The sequence below is a fragment of the Pseudoalteromonas sp. H105 genome (assembly GCF_001469215.1).
GTDB lineage: Bacteria > Pseudomonadota > Gammaproteobacteria > Enterobacterales > Alteromonadaceae > Pseudoalteromonas.
In genome coordinates this window covers 81220-99500 of sequence record NZ_LOFH01000001.1, presented here as the reverse complement: position 1 = coordinate 99500, position 18281 = coordinate 81220, and the positions used below count along the sequence as shown (strand labels likewise).

Sequence of the window (18281 nt, the reverse complement as noted above, 5' to 3'; positions counted from 1 at the left end):
TTAATTGAGAAATTAAATCAACGAGGTGGTAATGAACATCTTGAAATCCCATATTTGCATGATAGGCAGGTGATGTTGTTGAGCCGAATACTGTATGAAGCCGTGATGTAACGTATATTTGGACAGGCAATCGCTGGGCTTATTTAGCGGTCGTTATTGATCTATTTGCACGTAAAGTCGTTGGCTGGGCAATGTCGTTGTCGCCAGATACTAACTGAATGCTAAAAACGCTTGAAGTACCGCCAACGTTTATGGCGCTATAAAATCACACAAAGTATGAGCAGACGCGGAAATTGTTGGGATAATGCGCCATCTTTAGAAGCTTTAAAACGAAGTGGATACCAAAGGTTGAATATGAGAACTTTACAGACGCTAAATATAGTGTGAGTGATGCATCAATGGATATCACAATAATGTTAGACCACATCATTATAATAGAGGTTTAGCACCAAATGAATCTGAGGTTAGATACCAAGATTCTAAAACTGTGGCCAAAATTAGTTGACCACTTCATAGCACTAATAAGCCTGAGAAAATGTTATGGAAGTGAAACGAGCTATTTTCAGTCGCACCTAAACACTTATTTTCAATTATTTATCTCATTAATCAGTGGCAACTACGATGCCAGAAAGCAAAATAGAGGCTCTGGCATGCTTGAAAAAAAGTGTGAGTTAAGGTGGCCTTTCTGGTTATTTTTATGCATAAGAAATAAAACAGCTAAAGCTTTATCAGCAATTCAGACACCACCTTAACACGTTAATTCATTTTACTTTTGTTGTAATATTTCAACCATTTTTTGCGCTACCAATGATGAAGATAGATGGTTTTGACCGGTAACTATACGCCCATCAACTTCAACATGGGCCTTATTTCTAGCGGAAAATAAAAACTGCCCTCCTCTGTTTTCAATGGTTTTTTGAATCAAAAAAGGAAACTCTTTAAAGTAGGCTCGAGACTGGTTTTCATAAGAGTCAGGGTAACCAGAAATACGCTTACCTGAGACTAAATATTTTCCATCTTTTGTTTTTAAATTAACAATGCCTGCTGTTCCATGACAAACCGACGAAACTATTCCTTGGTTTTCTTCATAGATAGTCATTGTTAAATTTTGTATTTCTATATTGTCAGCAACACCATACATGGCATTCCCCCCGCCAACATAGTGGACGGCTAAATACTGAGCTGGGTCAATTTTACTTGGCTGCTTAGTATGTCTAATTGCGTGCATAAAATCAGGGTTATATAAGTATTCTTTATGAATTGCCTCTGATGTATTTATATAGGCCAGAGGGATCGCCCCCCCTTTTGGGCTAACAAAATCGACGGTGTACCCTGCTTTTTTGAAGGTATCGTATGCTTTTACTATTTCAGAAAAACTCACCCCTGTTGGCAATGTTGAGTCGCCATGGAAATGTGCATTGGAAACAATAAATAATATTCTTTTACCATTATTATTAGCATGTTCACTCGTCGCTGTTTTACTGATGACCTTCCAGTCACCTGAAAGTCTTTTTAATAAAAACAAATCAATATAACGTATGGATTTCTCTGGTATCAAAATCTCAGCCTTGGCTGTAGCGATATCGCCCTCAACATCAATGGAGATTATTTCACCAAGACGCATACTCATTAGGGCTAACAAGCCACATCTCTTGATTTTCTTTGCTGAGTAATAATTGCGCATCCTTTGCAAAAGCACGCTCAATCAAATCAGGTTCATTGTAGGATGTTCCTGTTATATAGTTTTCTAATGTCTGTATGATTTCTCTATGATTGCCTTCATTAGGCTTTCCTACCACAGCAAAACTCAACACGGTAATATATAGCAATAGTAAATATTTCATAGTTTTTCCTCTTTAATTAACTGTTCTTCAAGTTAAAGGAAAAATCATAAAAAACATTAATATAGAATAACTTAGTAATACGGAATTATAATTCCGAAAGAACTATATCGATTTATACTGTTTTCTATACTGTGCTGGCGTCATATTTTCGAATTGTTTAAATGATGCATAAAAAGTTGATTGGGAGTTATAGCCCGATGCCTCGGAGATTAATTCAATCGTCATATTTGGCTTTTGTATTAGCAATCTTTTCGCTTCTTGAATGCGAAGCTCGTTCACATATAAAGAAAACGATTTAGCTAAGTTATCATTTAACAACTGCGACAACTGAGGTACAGAGACCTGTAATTTTTTAGCCAGCACAGGTAAAGATAAATTAGCATTTTTGTAGAGCTGCTCCGTGAGCATTAAATCATTCAAACGCCGTTCTAATGTGGCTGCAATGTCTGGCGCAATTTTTTTATTCGCATACGCCTGTTCAGTCGGTTTTTTGCTTTTATTTGACATGAGCCAAAGTGTAACTGATACATACAACACAAGTGAAAATGACAAAGCCCCTGCAATGTATGATGTATAGGACGCAGTAAAGTAAGCAACCCAAATAAAAGTAGTGCCAGCAAATACATTGATACACAGTAATTCATCTTTTGAATATCGAGTGTTATCGCCAACTAAAACAAATAGTGTAGGAAAAAACTGAATTGCCGCAGCCACTAAATATATCGCCCACGTTATATTAATAACTCGGTATAACGAACCCCATAGCTCAATATTCGATTGATAAGGGTACAAAATACCAACACCAACAACCAAAGTGACCAAAAAAGTCAGGTGTATTTTCCAATTTAACTTTAACATCTCCAATTTAGACACTTGGCTAACAACATAAAAATAAAGAAGTGGCCCAATCAAAAAGCATGCCGATAAACCTAGTTGTAAAAACTGCTTACCTAGAGATGGATCAAAGTAAAACCATATTGATTTTGAAACACGTAAGCTTATGACTAACATTAACACAGCCAATAAACGACGTTGGATTGTGGCGGGCGCGGAAAAGAGTAAATAGGTAGTCAATAGCAGTCCATTAAAAGCACCCAATGCACTAAAGAAAAAAAGTATTTGGCTATTCATTTGGCCCTATATTTATTGCCAACCGCTCTGTAAAGCCAGTCTACTTTGCATACGAGATGAAGTCTACACACCCCATTTTTTTACCAATTGACGACTCTGTTTTGAAAGCATCAATTTATAAATTTTAATACAATATAATGTTAGCAAACTAACTTACACTACAAATAATTTAACATTGCGGTATTTATAGGCCTGGATGATTAGTTTCAGCCTTAACGTATTTAGCTATTTTAAATTTATTGAGCGTATCGTCATTGAGGCAATGAATATAGCCCGTATTCTTTTTACACAACATACAATAAAGAACCTTTTATTTGGTTTTAGATTCAAAGTTTAACCCTGTGTGAGCCTTTTACCTTTGCGGTAGTCATTAGGCGTACAGCTTTCCTGCTTTTTGAACACACGATTGAATGTTGCCAGTGATGAAAAGCCAGACTCCATACTGATCACCAAAATGGTCCAGCTTTTACTTTGTTCATCTGTCAGTAAATGTTTGGCATGTTTTAAGCGAAAATGATTTACATAATGATTAAAGTTGTCAAAGTCGGTCTTTTCTTTTAGTACTTTACTAACTTTATATTCTGGCACACGAAGAGTATTGGCAATGTCCATCATCTTAAGTTCAGCTTGAAGGTACTGCTTAGCGTCTTCCATCAATGATTGTATTGAAGCTAAAAGCGCATCATCCTCATCAATCCCGTCTACTTTGGCTGTAGAATTTATTGCCGACGCTATTCTATTTTGATGTTGAAGCCAAAGCACACACAGAACAGAGATCAAAACAGCCGAGGCCATAATACTTCTTAAAACAACAAATACGAGGTGATAAGTTTCGGGTGCCAATGGAATACTAGGCATGATGATTCTAGTACTCAATACCGCAACTAACATAGTGCTCGCCATTAACAGCTTTTGTGTTTGAACACTTTTACTACTTGATGAATAACTACGAATAATCTCCCAAAAAGCAAGTAATAATACACTAGGCGAAAGTAGTCGAAGCAGTTCAGCCAATGAACGTTTTAGCCATGTCAGGGTTTCCTGTTCAATCCATTGCAGTGTCACAAAAATGTCGATACTTCGACTCAATAGAATAAGCAAGGCAATTGTTCCGGCTAAAACATAATGAGCCGTTGAGAGTGCTTTGCCTTTGCGAAATATACAACGAGTCAAAAGCCAAAATACATTACATGTGGCAAAGGTACCAAGGGCAATGAATTGCTGCTCTACTGACAAGTTTTTAAGTAGTAGATTACTGGCAGCGAGAAACAATAAAGACAGCGCTAAAATAGCAAAAAGATAGTGTTCAATGCGTCGAGGCTTAAACCAAAAAGAAGCTGCTATGCTCAGTAGAGAAATAACCAATAATAAAAAATGAGCAGACGTGATAAACATCATTAACCAATAAAAACCCTAAACTTGACCAACATAATATCGCTTTTCTATTAGGCTTCCTATCTCCCTTTATAAAAAATTGAAAAGGACATACGCAGTCGCCGTTTTATTCATTTTCCTATTATTTGCACTTTTTTTGTCAATTATTATCCTCAAATTCTGAATTTGATGAGTTTTAGCCGCATTAACAGTGAAGAATAGTGGTGTTTAAAAATGATTGAGAGATAAAAATGAAAGAAAAAGTACTAACACAACGAAACACTAATCAAACATTACTAGATACATATCCTCTTTTTATACGAAACTGGTTTTCGGGAGCAATTCAATGGTGGGTGGCCGCTGTGCTAATTGGACAGTGGATGTTTGGGCTTTATATTTTATTTCGCTTCACTATGCCCTGGTTGCTTGGTGATCTCGATGAGTCTCAATTTACAACAATGATCCGAGGATATAAAAATGGTGACGTATTCAATAATGGTGTCCTTTTGTTGCACATTATTCCTGTCATGTTAATTAGTCTAAGTGCAACCTTTCAATTAATCCCTTTTGTTCGAAATAGGCTTCCTAACTTTCATCGTTGGAACGGCAGATTATTTTTAGTTGTGGGTTTTTTTGGCGCAATCAGCGGGCTATACATGACTTGGGGGATTGGCAGTCGCTTGAGTGACTTAGGTGCTATTGGCGTGAGCTTAAATGGAATACTTATTCCTATTTTTGTTTATTACGCTTGGCGTACCGCGATCCAGAAAAACTTTAAGTTGCATCGTCGTTTAGCCGTTCATACATTTATATTAATCAATGGTGTTTGGAGTGTCCGCTTGTACTTAATGGCTTGGTTTATGGCCAACCCAGGTGGACTTGGTAATACAAGAACAATCGACGGACCCGCTGATATTGCCATTTCATTTGCCTCTTATCTACTGCCAATGGCTGTTGCTGAACTAGCTTTTTGGGCAGAAAGACGTAGAACACCAAAATCTATTTTGATTGGGGCAATTTTTCTAACATTAATGGCTATACTAACGACTTTTGGCGTTTTCGCTGCGAGTACGATGATGTGGCTTCCCCGTATTACGGCAGCTTTGTAAAACACTTTTCGAGGAGAATGCGCGCTATGTTGTTACACGATTTAGACTATTACTTAAGCATTTTTAATGTATTAATTTCACAAGAGTCAATCCTTTGGTTATGCTTCTGAGTAATATGTATTTTATTGCGATTATTCCTTATGTTACCTTTACTTCGAATCTTGTTAATTGAGCAAGACCCTACTACGTTACAGGCGCTCTCAACCAATTTGTCAAAAGTTATCCCTAATTTTGAGCGCGATGATATTCAAGTTGATATCATAGAGCGCCTCGAACTTAAGCAAGCTTTAGAGTCGGTAAAAGAAGATGGTGATATTCAAGCTGTTGTACTTAGCTGGGATGTTCACAACAGCGTTGGCGAACAAACTTATAGTCGGTTTATAGAACAGTTGAAAGCTATTCGTTTGGAGTTACCTGTGTATGTTATTGGTGACGATACTAATGGGCTTGAAATTGTAAACGAATCAGAGGAAATCGAGTCTTTCTTTTTTAAAGATGAAGTGATCTCAGACCCTGAAGCTATACTAGGTTATATGATCAACGACTTTGATGATCGCTCAGAAACGCCTTTTTGGACAGCGTACCGCCGTTATGTAGGTGAATCAAACGATTCATGGCACACACCTGGGCACAGCGGTGGCTCAAGCTTTAGAAACTCACCTTACATCAAAGATTTTTATCAATTTTATGGTCGAAATGTATTCGTTGGCGACTTGTCGGTATCGGTTGATTCGTTAGGGTCATTGTCAGACAGTACCAATACCATTGGTCGTGCCCAAGAATCAGCAGCGGCGACGTTTGAAGTTAAGCATACCTACTTCGTCACTAATGGGTCGTCTACTTCCAATAAAATCATCTTGCAGACACTGCTACGCAAAGGCGATAAAGTGATTATAGATCGCAATTGTCATAAATCTGTACACTATGGCATTTTGCAATCCGCCAGTTTTCCGGTTTATTTGTCGAGTGTGTTAAACCCTAAATATGGCATTTTTGCGCCACCTTCATTGGCCGATATTAAACAGACAATTGAACAAAATACAGATGCAAAACTACTGGTATTGACGGGCTGTACCTACGATGGCTTGCTAAGTGATTTAAAACAAGTCGTAGAGTTTGCACATCAACATAATATTAAAGTGTTTATAGACGAAGCGTGGTTTGCCTATTCATTATTTCACCCCAGTTTGCGCTATTATTCTGCTATTCATGCCGGCGCTGATTACATCACCCATTCTGCACATAAAGTAGTGTCAGCGTTTTCACAGGCATCGTATATCCATGTTAATGATCCGGATTTCGATGCTGATTTCTTTAGAGAGATATACAGTATTTACGCTAGTACATCGCCAAAATATCAGCTTATTGCGTCACTTGATGTATGCCAAAAGCAATTAGAAATGGAAGGCTATAAATTACTTAATGCTTTGTTGAACCATGTGGAAGAGTTTAAGCAGCAGATGACGTCGCTCAAAAATATAAACGTACTGGGGAAGCAAGATTTTATGAAAATATTCCCGCACTTTAGTGGTGATAACATGGGCCATGACCCTCTGAAAATTCTTATAGATATTAGCGAGCTACCTTATTCATTGAAGGATATTCATAAGTATTTATTGGATGAAATTGGACTCGAAATAGAGAAATACACGCACAGTACTATTTTGGTTTTACTGACGCTTGGCGGCACACGTTCGAAGATCATTCGGCTGTACAATGCATTGAAAAAGCTCGATAGCGGTAAAGTGAAACTTGCAACATCAGCGCGACGATCTCGTTTACCTGAAAATTTACCAGCGATAGACTTAGCGTGTATTCCAAGTGATGCGTTCTATGGCGAGCGTGAATCAGTGCCTATTAGCAAAAGCAACAACCGCATTTGTGCAGGCCTTGTTACCCCTTACCCGCCGGGTATCCCACTATTGGTTCCTGGACAACATATTACACAAGACCACATAGACTACCTAAAAGAGCTGGCAGGGCAAGGCTTGACAATTCAAGGGAGTTTTGACGGTGAGATTTATGTTTTAAAGGGAAAAGTAAATAAATAAAATCCGTTGCAATATGAGCAGCAATGGCAGAACCATTGCTGTTTTCAAGCTTACCGATATTTATGAGCGAAAAGTAAGCTAAAAAGTGATTATGCACGTAAGCTGTAGTAATAAAAATAAATGTGAAAGCTCATAATGTATAAAAATATTATTTTTTCGATTTCTGGGGCAATAGCCTTATCTTTTACTGCGCAAGTGTTCGCTGATGAGCGAGGAGATGTACGCGAACGTCTTGAGCCGAAAGGTTTTTTATATGGCTTGGGTTTAGGGATTAACCAAGAACTTTATAAAGGATACGACCGCAGAGTGATCCCCTTGCCTATATTAGGGTATCGAGGTGATAAACTCTCAGTTTTAGGCCCTTTTGTTAGCTATGATATATTACAACGGGATGGGATTAAGTTAGCCGTTCAAGCGTCACCTCGCTTCCAAGGTTTTGACAGCTCAGACAGTGATGTTTTTGTTGGAATGGACGAAAGAGATTTCTCATTTGATGCTGGTCTGGGAGTTAAATATGAGCGCGACGATTGGAATGTAGGTTTATCGTCTATGTTTGACGTACTCAATAAATCTAGTGGTTATGAACTAAAAGCATCACTTGGGCGTGCGTTTAAGAGCGGTCCTATTTTTTATGAGCCTACGATTTCTGTAAGCTATCTTGATGCTAACAATGTGAATTATTACTACGGCGTGAGAGATTATGAGGCAACAACCTTAAGACCGGCTTATACAGCCGACAGCGCAATAAACACCACAATCGGGTTTTCAGTCGCGACTCCAATATTCTTAGGTGGATTTACTCGTTTGAGTATTGATTATACTCTAAGCGATTCAAGCATCGTTGACAGCCCACTGGTTGATACTGACACCAGTTTGTCTCTTCGCTTATTGTACTCACGCTTTTTTTAAATACACAAGTAATTCCAACGTTACCAAAATTATACTTTTACTGCGCTTTGAGGTTTGAAGCTCCCTTAAAGCGCATGTGATTCCCTACTTTTTAACTCTACGATTCACTGTGTTTGATTATCTTTTTGATAGCATCCATTGCCGGATCGTTTCCTAAAAAATAGTCCTTTGACGATAAGCCCACAGGTACATGAGGTGAAACCCAAATACGGTGGTCTTCAGCCTTAGACGCCTGGTGAAACTGAGAAGAAATAATCCCCCAAGTACCACTATAAGGTAATTTAACCCAACCAGCTTCACTTAAGGCATTTGGTCTTGAGCCACTGGGCTCACCCACCAAAATAGGGCGATTAAGACGGTTAATATCTAACAGTAAATTGTGAGCAGCAGAGAAAGTATTTCTACCTATGACAACAAATAGTTTCCCATCTGGTTTTATCGATTCAAATTGCATCAAGGTTTTTAGTATAGGTGGGTAAGTACTTCCATCACCACCAGCATTATGGCGTATGTCTAAAATAACGTTGTCAGATTTCAATAGCGAAATTTCATGTCTGAGCTCAAGATTAAAGCTTTCGAAAGATTGCGAACCTGCGTTATGTACGTAGTTATACTGAACATAAAGCGCAGATTGCTCAGGAATATGCTGATACCAATAAGTTTTTTTCACACGAAGATTATGCACTTCATCACTATTAGCCAGTGCTGGTAACTTAGGAAAACCATTAAAGTTCATTGCTCTGAGTTTTGGCGAAATAATGTGTTGTTCACCCTTTGTATTTTCAATTGTAATTGATATATCCTTGGCGCTATCAACAATATTTAAACCTTCAAGTACCTCTGCTAATCCCAAATAATGAGGCGCCAACCAAAGGTGCTGCATCTCATTGTCTCTTGCATTGACCTTTTTGGTTCTTTCAAGCGCCTCTTCAACTGCTGTATTGCCAATACTAACAACTTTACTCCCAACTAAATGTCGATACTCCTCGTCTGCGGCGACGATAAAGAGGCCATCACTAAAGAGGTAAAACTGTAATGGTAATTGATTAAAAGAGCCGCGCTTGGCATAAGCCGGTACAATGAAATTATGACCATTTCCGGTAGACGCCACTAATTTCATAAACTCGAATACGATTTGTTGGTCAGACAAGGTAGGAATTTTTTTATGAATAATCGCAACCATTGTTTCAAAGTTGTTTTCACTGATTGTGTGATACATATTGACGTGGAGTCGTTTTATTTCAGATACCAAAAACTGAAGATCAAATTGCCATGATTCTACTCTTGATAAATTGTTAGGAAGAAATACGCCTGATACCTCTTGAAACGCTTTTGAATTAGCTATTTTTTTAAAATGAATATTGTCGATTAAGTTTTTCCGATCATCATAACGAAAAGCTAAAGACTTGTTAATCCACGTAATGGCATTTTCCGCTTGCTCAAGCTCAGCATAAGCTTCTGCAATGTTGATCATGATATCATTCGATGGAGCAGACCCCGTTGGAATATCGGACAAAATAGTGCCTATTTTAAGTGTCTTTTTCAGTGCAACAATTGCTTTTTCCCATTCTTGTAATTGTAAATACGTCAGTCCTAGGATATACCAAGTGTCACCATCATCGGCGAACTGGTTTGTCAACGACTCAAGGATAGGTTGCGCTGCTTGCCAATCTTCTTGGCGCACTAACTCGTGTGCTTTTAGCCGATTCACATAGTATTGAACGGGGTCTTCTACCTTATTAAAAGCAGGTGATTGACCAATTGAATTATTGGTCATTTTACTCGATTTGTCGGATGCGAGTATATTGACCGAGCAGGAGAAAAACAAAGTGAAAATAGAAACTTTCATAAGGAGATGGCGATGCATAAAACTTCCTGTACTTAAAAATTAACGTCGAATGATAGGCAAATCATAGCCATTGAGGCCTAAATATCGTCCGAAATCAGGATTTAGTACGTTATTGAACGTATTTTTGCACTTCTACGCGGCGGTTATAGACGTTTAGTTATCACGAATAAACTGGGAAGGCGTCTTTCCTAGCTCTTTTTTAAAAACCGCATTAAAGGTCGATTTTGAGTTAAAACCTGATGCCAAAGCAATATCCAGTAAAGAAGCGTTTCTACTCTCTCCTGCGAGTAACTTTTTCTTCACATCCATTATTCTTAAACTATTTATATAATCACAAAAATTACGATTACACCCTAAATTAACGGCCCATGAAATATCTTTCACACTGATTCCCGTAAGCTGAGACACATCCGTCACTGTTAATCTCGGCTTCTTGAACATTGCATTGTGTAAAATATGACTTTCAATACTCGCGAAAATACTCTGTGCTAAAGCATGCTCTTTTTGTTTATCGCCTGAGTCTTCATGCTCGACTAACGTCTCGTAGGATGTCATACCATCAAATAATTGAGGCCGCCTAATAATTTTAAAGCCTAGATAACAAGACAAACTCATGAAGATAACTTCATTAATTAAATACCAAAGCATTGCAATAAGGTCTGATGTAAGAGTTTGCAGGTTCATTCTAATAAGATCTGTCACTATCACAAATGCGAATATAAATAATGCTTTTAACAACCAATTTAATTTATACCGATCGGCATCTGAGCTTACTGCATTTGCCGTGTTGTGATACCGAGTAATAATACGAAATGAAAGTGCTAAATAGAGTAATTGACTTAATGTACCAAAGGCAACAATAAGCTGAGTGTATTGAGTAAAAGGAAGCGTAACAAGAGCCGCAACAAAGTGAGCACTTTTTTGCTTTGGTGTCATTGCAACATCATTGACTAACGATCGAATAAAGAAATACAGCATGGGCCCAATGACTAAGGTAAATACGGGGGTAACTAAGTAATATTGTGTTGTCGTATTTGTTCCTTCTAATACGTTCATGACGCTCAGCATTGCTTGGAAAATAAAGAAAAAAGCCAAACTACGATACCGCTCTTTATCCCAAATAAGTAATGCAACAAAGCTTACTTGGCATGCAAAAACGATTTGTACAATATGGACTGGGAACAACTCTAAAGTGTGCAAAATCATAAATTAGTAAACACCAGCAGAAGAAACTTAACTTATAAAAAGTAGGCTTAATATCTTAAACTAAAAATTTATACTAACAATCTATTTGTCTTGTTACGTTTTTTAACTAAGTCTAATACCTTACTGATATCACTCATTTAAATTCTCAGTGGGAAGCGCGATAGAGCGTTTGCCACATTCAAAGTGTGATCCCATCAGATATATAAAATAAGTTATCTGTAAACTCTGTTCGCGTTATTTCCTGTATGCTAATTCAGGCATTCAAAAGGTAGCATTGGGCCAACTAGAATGTTATTAACCTTTAACACAGTTCCTACCAGAGTTTTTAGCGAGGTATAACATTTCATCACACCTTGCCATAATGCTATCAAGATCATCTGTTTCTGATAATTCTGCCACACCAAAGCTACACATTACTTTTTTAAGTGGCAGTATTTGTTCATGCTCTATCGCAACCCTAACCCTTTCAGTCACTAACAACCCCTCTTTAAGTGTTGTTTGAGGAAATAGAATACCAAACTCCTCACCTCCAAGACGCCCAACTAAATCAACATCAACTCTTAAAAGGGCTGCTGTCGTTTCACTAACTCGTCTTATTACATCATCCCCTTTTTGATGGCCAAATGTATCGTTAACAGATTTAAAATGGTCAATATCAAACATACAAATTGTTAAAGCACTTCCATATCGCTTAGCCCGATTAATTTCAGATTGCGCCCGTTTCACGAAATGTCGACGATTAGAAATCCCCGTTAATGCATCTTGATTTGCTATTTTTCTAAATTGCTCCTGTAATGCTCGCGTTTTTTGGATCTCTTTTTCCAGTGATAATGAAATAAGCTCTTCGCGTGCTAAAGCTGACTCTGCAGCTTTGATTTGCCTATCCAGCTTAAAATTAACAAATTCGAGCTCTTTTTGTTTATCCGCTAATTTTTGTTCATCATTTTTTCGCTCAGTAATATCTATTTCTATGGCCATGTATTGCATTACATTGCCATCCTCATCAAAACGGGGAAATATACTTAAAAATATCCAATAAGGATCCCCTTTTTTTGAATAGTTTAAAATTTCAACTGACACTGCTTCCTTATTTTTTATTGCCTGTCGTAGCTTTATGATGGCGTCAGGGTCTGTATCTGGCCCTTGTAATATCGAACCTGGCTTGACACCGATAAGTTCGCTTTTTTTAAATCCTGTAATTTTTTCAAACGCGTGATTGGCCCAAACTATAATTCCTTTTTCATTCGTTATTACTATGCCTTCTATCGTTTCATTAACAAGATATTGCCACCATTCTTTTTTCTCCATCGCATTAAGTTGATCGGATATATCTTGAATTGTGCCAAATAGCGCTATTTGCTTGCCTGCTTTTTCAAGGATCCGCCCTTTAGCTTGAATATATTTGGTATTTCCTTGCTGTGTCACTATCCTAGCTTTAAATTCATATTCATTGCCTGAGCGAATGCATTGTTCAACCACGTGTTCAACACGCTGTACATCATCCGGATGGTATTGATTTAGCGCGAAGCTTAACGAAGGTGTTAACTCTCCCGGCTCTAGATCATGAATTCTATATGTTTCATCCGACCAAACTAATTCATTATCAATCAAATCAACGCGCCAATAGCCGATATTTGCTACTTCACTGGCCGTTTCAAGTAATAATCTTGATTCTTCTTCTCTGTGCAAACTTTTCTGTGCATAGGTAATATCTTGAACCAAACCAAATAAAGCGACAACATTTGCATCACAATCAACTTCTGGCTCACCTAAAAACTTAATATGCTTTTTTAAGCCATTATGTGACGAGATAATCGAGGTGAATTCAAAACACTGCTTATGCTCAATCGCTGAGTTTATATAGGTCTGGAATGTATTTTTGAAATCTAAGGGAAGCGCATCAACTATTATGCTTAAAGAAGGTTTACGTGTTTGTGGTAAATCAAATATACGAGATGCCTCAGCAGACCACACAACAGATTGAGACTGAATATCAAATCGCCAATGCCCAATCTTAGCCCAAGACTCTATCTTTTGATTGACTACGTGTTGCTCATACATAGGATATACCGAGCCTAAATGGCTTATGTTAAATCATTAATTTATACTAAACTAAGGTAATACTTATTTCTAGGCTGAGATAAAGTAATTCAATACTGATACGACATTAAACTTACTGTTAAGCCATTTAAAATATGAGTTTTTCTTTTGGCTTTGGTAAAGAGTGGTTGCATTGAGGGTTTACAAACAAAGTAACAGCGGTACTTATTAATCTATTGTGGGAAAATTGTATCTCTGCTTTTTCTGCACTCGATAGATGACTGAAACTATAGTTATCATAGACTGCCAAATCGACACGTTTTTTTCTGAGCAAATTAACACCTTGGTTGATAGTTTCTATATAGACAACACCTAAGCCTGCCTCACGAAACTGACTCACAAATAACGCATCGTCTTCTGTCCTTAATAAGGCGACTTTTAGCCCTGATAGTTCTTTTAGCGCATTCCATTTAAAGTCGGTGCTTTGTTTCAACCTCACCAATCCAATACTCACCTGTTGATCTGAGAGCAGTATTGATTGAAATTGCTTACCTTGCACTGGTGGATAAAAACTGTAGCACCATTGCCCATTTGATATTCGTCTAAAAGCTCGTTTTGGAGGTAATATTTCTGCTTTAAAGTTTTCATCAGGGTAAGCACGATGCAGTAATTCAAATGCAATCCCTCCCCTGCGCTCTTTTTCGCTGGTAAAGGGAGGGTATTCTATTGCTATCACATCCTTTGCATAAAGGGGCCATGATGAAATCAAACTGACAGTGAAAACAAATAATTGAATTTTTAAACCCATAAGAACGACTCTCTGACAAACTTGTTCATTCGTTTAATCTTAAAATTTACTCTACCACTAACAAGTGTAGTCAAATATTAGGGGTAACATAAATCATTGACTTCATTATTTTGCATGCTTGCGTTATTGAGGATATATGTAATATTAAATTATGACCTATACCATCATAAAGAGCTTTAATAACAATCATGAATCGATTATGTATAATCGTAATGTTAGCAATTTTCTCTAGCCAAAATGCATATGCGACGGAGCAATCTCAGGCACTCACATGGGGGTACGTCAATTTTGCGCCCTATCATTATAATGATAAAGGGAATGTCACGGGCTTTATAGCTGATCACATTAAATCCATTTTTAAAGATTCAAATTTATCGTTTTCAGCCGTCGAACTTCCTAATAAAAGAACAAAACTTTACATAGAAAATGGTAAAGTTGACTTTTCGACTGTCATTGAAAGCTTTATCTCTAACCCAAGTGATTTTTTGAAAAGTGATTTGCCTGTTTATCATATTATATTAGGGGCCGTTTGCTTAAAAGACACACATGAAATAAAACATATTGATGATCTAAAGAAGACAAGGCTTATTTTACTGTCTGGCTATACTTATGGTACTGACAAACAACTTGATGAAAAAAATGGATTTAATATAGAATTAAGTGCACAAAACCATGACAGTGCGATTTTGGCTCTTAAATACAAAAGAGCAGATTGTGTGTTAGGTTATAAATCCCCCACAGACGTTGAAAAAGAAAAGCACCCCAATCTGAATTTAACATTTTATAAAATTAATGAATTCCCTGTTTATTTATTTTTAAATAAAAAGGTCGTTAATGCGACTGTCATTATGGATACGATTAATCAACATATCAGTCCAACACATTCTCCTTTAGCGCAATGACTCCACAACAAAGGTGATAACCTAAAGCGTGTAATAAACTCGTTAGCTAATATGTTACTGTCAAAAAAAGTCCGTAGGCAAAGTATTCATGGTGAGACGTACAAGTAAAGAAGTCACAACACTCATGCGTATTGCGGCTGCCGTTGTGACTATTGTGAGTGTTTACTTTTTCGCACCATGGAAGTTTGCTCTTGTATTATATTTCCCCATTGCCAATATCTGTTGAACAACAGACAGCACAGGCCGTAGAGCAATTTGTGAATACCAATGGGAATGATACCGTATTATTGAACAAAATCATTTATAATCAGATTATTGATATTTTACGATTACAGAACACTATTTTTGGCAGTTAACTAGCGCCATAAATCAGTAAATATAAATCCACAGCTCTGTAATAGCCCAATTGAATAAAAAAGGATGCTTAAATGCGTTTATTACATACGATGCTTCGCGTCGCAGATCTAGAAAAGTCTATTGCGTTCTACACTGGCATTTTAGGCATGAAAGAGCTACGCCGTGCAGATAATGAGCAATACCGATACACACTAGCCTTTGTTGGCTATGGTGGTGAAAAAGATACAACCGTGCTAGAACTAACCTATAACTGGGATACTGATGGTTACGATTTAGGTAATGCATACGGTCACATCGCGATTGAGTTTGAAGATATCTACCAAGCATGTGACGCAATAAAAGCAGCTGGCGGAAATGTGAGTCGTGAACCGGGTCCTGTAAAAGGAGGGACAACTGAAATAGCCTTCGTAAAAGATCCTGATGGCTACTCAATTGAACTTATTCAGAAGAAAGATTACAGCGACCTATAAAAGCACAAAGGTGCATCTGGCCCCCCACCCTTTGTTGTACAAAAGTGAAGACGACCCTATTGAGCTATTATTTAAATAATAGCTCACCCTCAACATTATTAAATGCCAGTTTTTTTAGTTTTTCAAACCCTTCCGTTTGAAAAAAAGCAATGTGCTGTTGTTGCGTTACAAATACTGCCATACCCGTTGCCTGCACATTATTTTTTACCAAATCATCAAGGCCACGTAATAAATAACGCCCTAATCCTTCGCCTTGAAAGTGAGGATCAACCGCGATGAACGCTAAAAAGTAATAATTCCCTTGCTCTTTAAGTGCATTACGAATGGTTTGTTCTTTTTCTATTAACTGGTTTGTCTGTAAATAACCCGCACTTAGCATTAACTTTAAACGCCAATGCCAGTATCGCTGAGCTTGTAATTGGCTGTTTGATTCAAATACACACGCTACTGCTTTAAGCTTATCATTACGGTACAAACCTATGAGTGGCTGCTTTTCCTGCCAAAAAGAACTAAGCTCTTCTCGGATTAACGCACGTAACTTTTTTTCATAGGCTGGTAATTCATCTTCTGAATAACTGAGCATCTCCTTGAGTACTGGATCGTCATGGTACGCTTGATAAATTAAACTTGCTGCTATGCTTATATCTTCAGCTGCAATGTACTGCACGTTGTATACATCATTTTGCGTGGAGGTTGTCATAAGTCATCCTTACTGTACCAATTTCGTTAAATCGAACTCAATTTGGGGAGTGAAATGTGCTTTTCAATACCTACGTATATTTAGCTATCAAAGCAATGTAACTTTAGTAATAGTTACTTTGCTCGCATAAAACACGATCACTCTTTTCATCTCATTACGTTTGTCGTTTTTGATTATTTTTATATTGTAACTTATAGGTATATTCCTATCTGAACCAAAACGCAAATTCAGCGGGAGTTAAACTACGAACGTCCATCATAATAACCCATTAACGACTGAGGCATTCATAAGTACGACAAAACTGATGTTCCTACGTTATAAGCCAGCTTAATTTACCCAGCGATAAAATCATATTGATGTTTTTAATCCCGTGTCAGCGATATTGAGCACACGAGAGTAAATTGATACTATACACATGCGGTGCACTTCTGCGTCTCATACTATTCTAAGAGTCTTTTAATTACATGAATGCTGTTGTTCTAGATGCTATAAAAGCCCTTCTTGAAGAAGGCAAAACCCCCACAGTTGCTTTGACCAAAAATAGATTGTCTCAAACTGTTCCAATGCCAGTTATAATTGCTGCTGTTAGTCAATACAAGAATAACCCAGATTCAATTCACAGCCTTACAAAACAACCGGTTGAACAAAGCAAACACGCTGCGAATCACAACCAACTAGATCGCATAGAAGCTAAACTAGATACGTTGCTAACATTACTTAGCAAAAATTAATTGAGAAGATGTCATGTTTGTTGTTGATTTAACGTTTGACTGTTACCAAGATACGACCTTAGAAAATGCTGAACAAGCAATCATACGGTTAGTTAACGCGCTGCGTTTTAATGGCCAGATAATGGGAGAGGAATTCCCAACCGTACTCAAGGATGGCTTTTTTGTTACCCGTGTTATGTGCCCGACTGATGATGCTATGCATCCTTTAAATCACAGTCCATTTGTAAAGCACAGTATCGACAAGCTGCATGATGCCGGTTTATTAGCGCCTAAAGTAAAGGTGATAGGCCAAGACATTCATTCAAATGGCGCGGATAGCTGCCAAGCACCTTCATCTTATATTCTTTATACAACGTACGTGCATACCTGTAGTCCACTGTATTGTGGCGATGACTTTTTACCCGTACCGTTGTTTAATATCCCTGCTATTGCCAATGGTGACTATAAGACCCTCATTAAGTGGCAGGAAGATTGGCAAGCGTGCGACCAAATTCAGATTAATGGTGCAACTCGGTGTGAGTTCCCAGCACTGGATGAAATATCAAATATCGAAAGCGATTTGTCTCGCCGTGGCAAAGATATCGCTAAACGGATTAAATTTTTAACTAAAAAGCCCGTTTATTACTACCTATACCGAGTGGGTGGGAAAGATAAAGCGTCTGAGCTATCACGTAAGTGCCCAAGTTGTGATGGTGATTGGAAACTACCCGAACCATGGTTTGGTTTATTTGATTTCAAATGCGAGCCATGTGGCTTGGTGTCCAACATATCATGGGATTTTCAGTAATCAGCATAGTGCG

Annotated in this window: 17 protein-coding genes and 1 pseudogene; 9 read left to right on the top strand and 9 right to left on the bottom strand. The window is 37.7% G+C overall.

Going from position 1 to position 18281, the window contains the following annotated elements; genetic code table 11:
• Window positions 1-104: 104 nt before the first annotated feature.
• A pseudogene (locus tag ATS75_RS20805) lies at window positions 105-505 on the top strand (IS3 family transposase); the annotation flags it as partial.
• A 261-nt stretch (window positions 506-766) separates the two neighbouring features.
• Here the strand turns inward: ATS75_RS20805 and ATS75_RS00390 are convergent.
• The 4 genes from ATS75_RS00390 to ATS75_RS00380 all read right to left on the bottom strand — a co-directional run bounded on the left by ATS75_RS00390 (window position 767) and on the right by ATS75_RS00380 (window position 4373).
• Window positions 767-1630: a DJ-1/PfpI family protein gene (locus ATS75_RS00390; protein ID WP_161936880.1), complete on the bottom strand. Its 864-nt coding sequence runs from the start codon at window positions 1628-1630 to the stop codon at window positions 767-769.
• The gene (locus ATS75_RS20285; protein WP_152996158.1) at window positions 1611-1844 is read right to left on the bottom strand and encodes a hypothetical protein; all 234 of its coding nucleotides are present in this window, start codon (window positions 1842-1844) and stop codon (window positions 1611-1613) included. The genes ATS75_RS00390 and ATS75_RS20285 overlap by 20 nt, the downstream gene beginning before the upstream one ends.
• A 102-nt stretch (window positions 1845-1946) precedes the next feature.
• Window positions 1947-2975 carry a helix-turn-helix domain-containing protein gene (locus tag ATS75_RS00385; RefSeq protein WP_058558457.1) on the bottom strand — a complete coding sequence of 343 codons (1029 nt, stop codon included), beginning with the start codon at window positions 2973-2975 and terminating at the stop codon, window positions 1947-1949.
• A 333-nt stretch (window positions 2976-3308) separates the two neighbouring features.
• On the bottom strand, window positions 3309-4373 hold the full coding sequence (locus tag ATS75_RS00380; RefSeq protein WP_058558456.1) for a helix-turn-helix domain-containing protein: 1065 nt from the start codon (window positions 4371-4373) through the stop codon (window positions 3309-3311).
• A gap of 227 nt (window positions 4374-4600) precedes the next feature.
• On the opposite strand from ATS75_RS00380, the gene ATS75_RS00375 reads away from it, so the two are divergent.
• The 3 genes from ATS75_RS00375 (at window position 4601) to ATS75_RS00365 (ending at window position 8418) form a co-directional block, all read left to right on the top strand.
• The gene (locus ATS75_RS00375) at window positions 4601-5458 is read left to right on the top strand and encodes a DUF2306 domain-containing protein (RefSeq protein ID WP_058558455.1); all 858 of its coding nucleotides are present in this window, start codon (window positions 4601-4603) and stop codon (window positions 5456-5458) included.
• 140 nt (window positions 5459-5598) lie between these two features.
• Window positions 5599-7509 (top strand): aminotransferase class V-fold PLP-dependent enzyme, encoded by a 1911-nt coding sequence (locus ATS75_RS00370; RefSeq protein ID WP_058558454.1) that lies wholly within the window; start codon window positions 5599-5601, stop codon window positions 7507-7509.
• Window positions 7510-7644: 135 nt separating this feature from the next.
• Entirely contained in the window at window positions 7645-8418 is a 774-nt protein-coding gene (locus ATS75_RS00365) for a MipA/OmpV family protein (protein WP_058558453.1), read from the top strand.
• 97 nt (window positions 8419-8515) lie between these two features.
• On the opposite strand, the gene ATS75_RS00360 is transcribed toward ATS75_RS00365, so the two are convergent.
• The 4 genes from ATS75_RS00360 to ATS75_RS00345 all read right to left on the bottom strand — a co-directional run bounded on the left by ATS75_RS00360 (window position 8516) and on the right by ATS75_RS00345 (window position 14321).
• The gene (locus ATS75_RS00360) at window positions 8516-10285 is read right to left on the bottom strand and encodes a hypothetical protein (protein WP_152996157.1); all 1770 of its coding nucleotides are present in this window, start codon (window positions 10283-10285) and stop codon (window positions 8516-8518) included.
• Window positions 10286-10420: 135 nt separating this feature from the next.
• Complete coding sequence (locus ATS75_RS00355) at window positions 10421-11473, bottom strand: helix-turn-helix domain-containing protein (RefSeq protein ID WP_058558451.1); 1053 nt, start codon at window positions 11471-11473, stop codon at window positions 10421-10423.
• A 294-nt stretch (window positions 11474-11767) separates the two neighbouring features.
• On the bottom strand, window positions 11768-13534 hold the full coding sequence (locus tag ATS75_RS00350) for a sensor domain-containing diguanylate cyclase (protein ID WP_058558450.1): 1767 nt from the start codon (window positions 13532-13534) through the stop codon (window positions 11768-11770).
• A 127-nt stretch (window positions 13535-13661) separates the two neighbouring features.
• Window positions 13662-14321, bottom strand: coding sequence for a hypothetical protein (locus ATS75_RS00345; protein ID WP_058558449.1), 660 nt, complete (start codon window positions 14319-14321; stop codon window positions 13662-13664).
• A gap of 212 nt (window positions 14322-14533) precedes the next feature.
• Here ATS75_RS00345 and ATS75_RS00340 point away from each other — a divergent pair, with 212 nt between their 5' ends.
• The 3 genes from ATS75_RS00340 to gloA all read left to right on the top strand — a co-directional run bounded on the left by ATS75_RS00340 (window position 14534) and on the right by gloA (window position 16050).
• Window positions 14534-15223, top strand: a complete 690-nt coding sequence (locus tag ATS75_RS00340; protein ID WP_058558448.1) for a substrate-binding periplasmic protein — start codon at window positions 14534-14536, stop codon at window positions 15221-15223.
• An 88-nt stretch (window positions 15224-15311) separates the two neighbouring features.
• Window positions 15312-15449 (top strand): hypothetical protein, encoded by a 138-nt coding sequence (locus ATS75_RS20430; RefSeq protein ID WP_161936879.1) that lies wholly within the window; start codon window positions 15312-15314, stop codon window positions 15447-15449.
• Window positions 15450-15651: 202 nt separating this feature from the next.
• Entirely contained in the window at window positions 15652-16050 is a 399-nt protein-coding gene (gene gloA / locus ATS75_RS00335) for a lactoylglutathione lyase (protein WP_058558447.1), read from the top strand.
• A 67-nt stretch (window positions 16051-16117) separates the two neighbouring features.
• Here gloA and ATS75_RS00330 read toward each other — a convergent pair whose 3' ends face one another.
• A complete protein-coding gene (locus ATS75_RS00330) occupies window positions 16118-16750 on the bottom strand; it encodes a GNAT family N-acetyltransferase (protein ID WP_058558446.1) in 633 nt (210 codons plus the stop codon).
• A 464-nt stretch (window positions 16751-17214) separates the two neighbouring features.
• Between ATS75_RS00330 and ATS75_RS00325 the strand changes: the two genes are divergently transcribed.
• Together ATS75_RS00325 and ATS75_RS00320 are read left to right on the top strand one after the other, a co-directional pair.
• Window positions 17215-17481: a hypothetical protein gene (locus tag ATS75_RS00325; RefSeq protein ID WP_058558445.1), complete on the top strand. Its 267-nt coding sequence runs from the start codon at window positions 17215-17217 to the stop codon at window positions 17479-17481.
• A gap of 13 nt (window positions 17482-17494) precedes the next feature.
• Entirely contained in the window at window positions 17495-18268 is a 774-nt protein-coding gene (locus ATS75_RS00320; RefSeq protein WP_058558444.1) for a Zn-ribbon-containing protein, read from the top strand.
• Window positions 18269-18281 lie beyond the last annotated feature (13 nt).

Coding starts and splice junctions, on each gene's coding strand:
- ATS75_RS00390 (WP_161936880.1), bottom strand. CDS start 1,630: ATGAGTATGCGTCTTGGTGAAATAATCTCCATTGATGTTGAGGGCGAT.
- ATS75_RS20285 (WP_152996158.1), bottom strand. CDS start 1,844: ATGAAATATTTACTATTGCTATATATTACCGTGTTGAGTTTTGCTGTG.
- ATS75_RS00385 (WP_058558457.1), bottom strand. CDS start 2,975: ATGAATAGCCAAATACTTTTTTTCTTTAGTGCATTGGGTGCTTTTAAT.
- ATS75_RS00380 (WP_058558456.1), bottom strand. CDS start 4,373: ATGATGTTTATCACGTCTGCTCATTTTTTATTATTGGTTATTTCTCTA.
- ATS75_RS00375 (WP_058558455.1), top strand. CDS start 4,601: ATGAAAGAAAAAGTACTAACACAACGAAACACTAATCAAACATTACTA.
- ATS75_RS00370 (WP_058558454.1), top strand. CDS start 5,599: ATGTTACCTTTACTTCGAATCTTGTTAATTGAGCAAGACCCTACTACG.
- ATS75_RS00365 (WP_058558453.1), top strand. CDS start 7,645: ATGTATAAAAATATTATTTTTTCGATTTCTGGGGCAATAGCCTTATCT.
- ATS75_RS00360 (WP_152996157.1), bottom strand. CDS start 10,285: ATGCATCGCCATCTCCTTATGAAAGTTTCTATTTTCACTTTGTTTTTC.
- ATS75_RS00355 (WP_058558451.1), bottom strand. CDS start 11,473: ATGATTTTGCACACTTTAGAGTTGTTCCCAGTCCATATTGTACAAATC.
- ATS75_RS00350 (WP_058558450.1), bottom strand. CDS start 13,534: ATGTATGAGCAACACGTAGTCAATCAAAAGATAGAGTCTTGGGCTAAG.
- ATS75_RS00345 (WP_058558449.1), bottom strand. CDS start 14,321: ATGGGTTTAAAAATTCAATTATTTGTTTTCACTGTCAGTTTGATTTCA.
- ATS75_RS00340 (WP_058558448.1), top strand. CDS start 14,534: ATGTTAGCAATTTTCTCTAGCCAAAATGCATATGCGACGGAGCAATCT.
- ATS75_RS20430 (WP_161936879.1), top strand. CDS start 15,312: ATGGTGAGACGTACAAGTAAAGAAGTCACAACACTCATGCGTATTGCG.
- gloA (WP_058558447.1), top strand. CDS start 15,652: ATGCGTTTATTACATACGATGCTTCGCGTCGCAGATCTAGAAAAGTCT.
- ATS75_RS00330 (WP_058558446.1), bottom strand. CDS start 16,750: ATGACAACCTCCACGCAAAATGATGTATACAACGTGCAGTACATTGCA.
- ATS75_RS00325 (WP_058558445.1), top strand. CDS start 17,215: ATGAATGCTGTTGTTCTAGATGCTATAAAAGCCCTTCTTGAAGAAGGC.
- ATS75_RS00320 (WP_058558444.1), top strand. CDS start 17,495: ATGTTTGTTGTTGATTTAACGTTTGACTGTTACCAAGATACGACCTTA.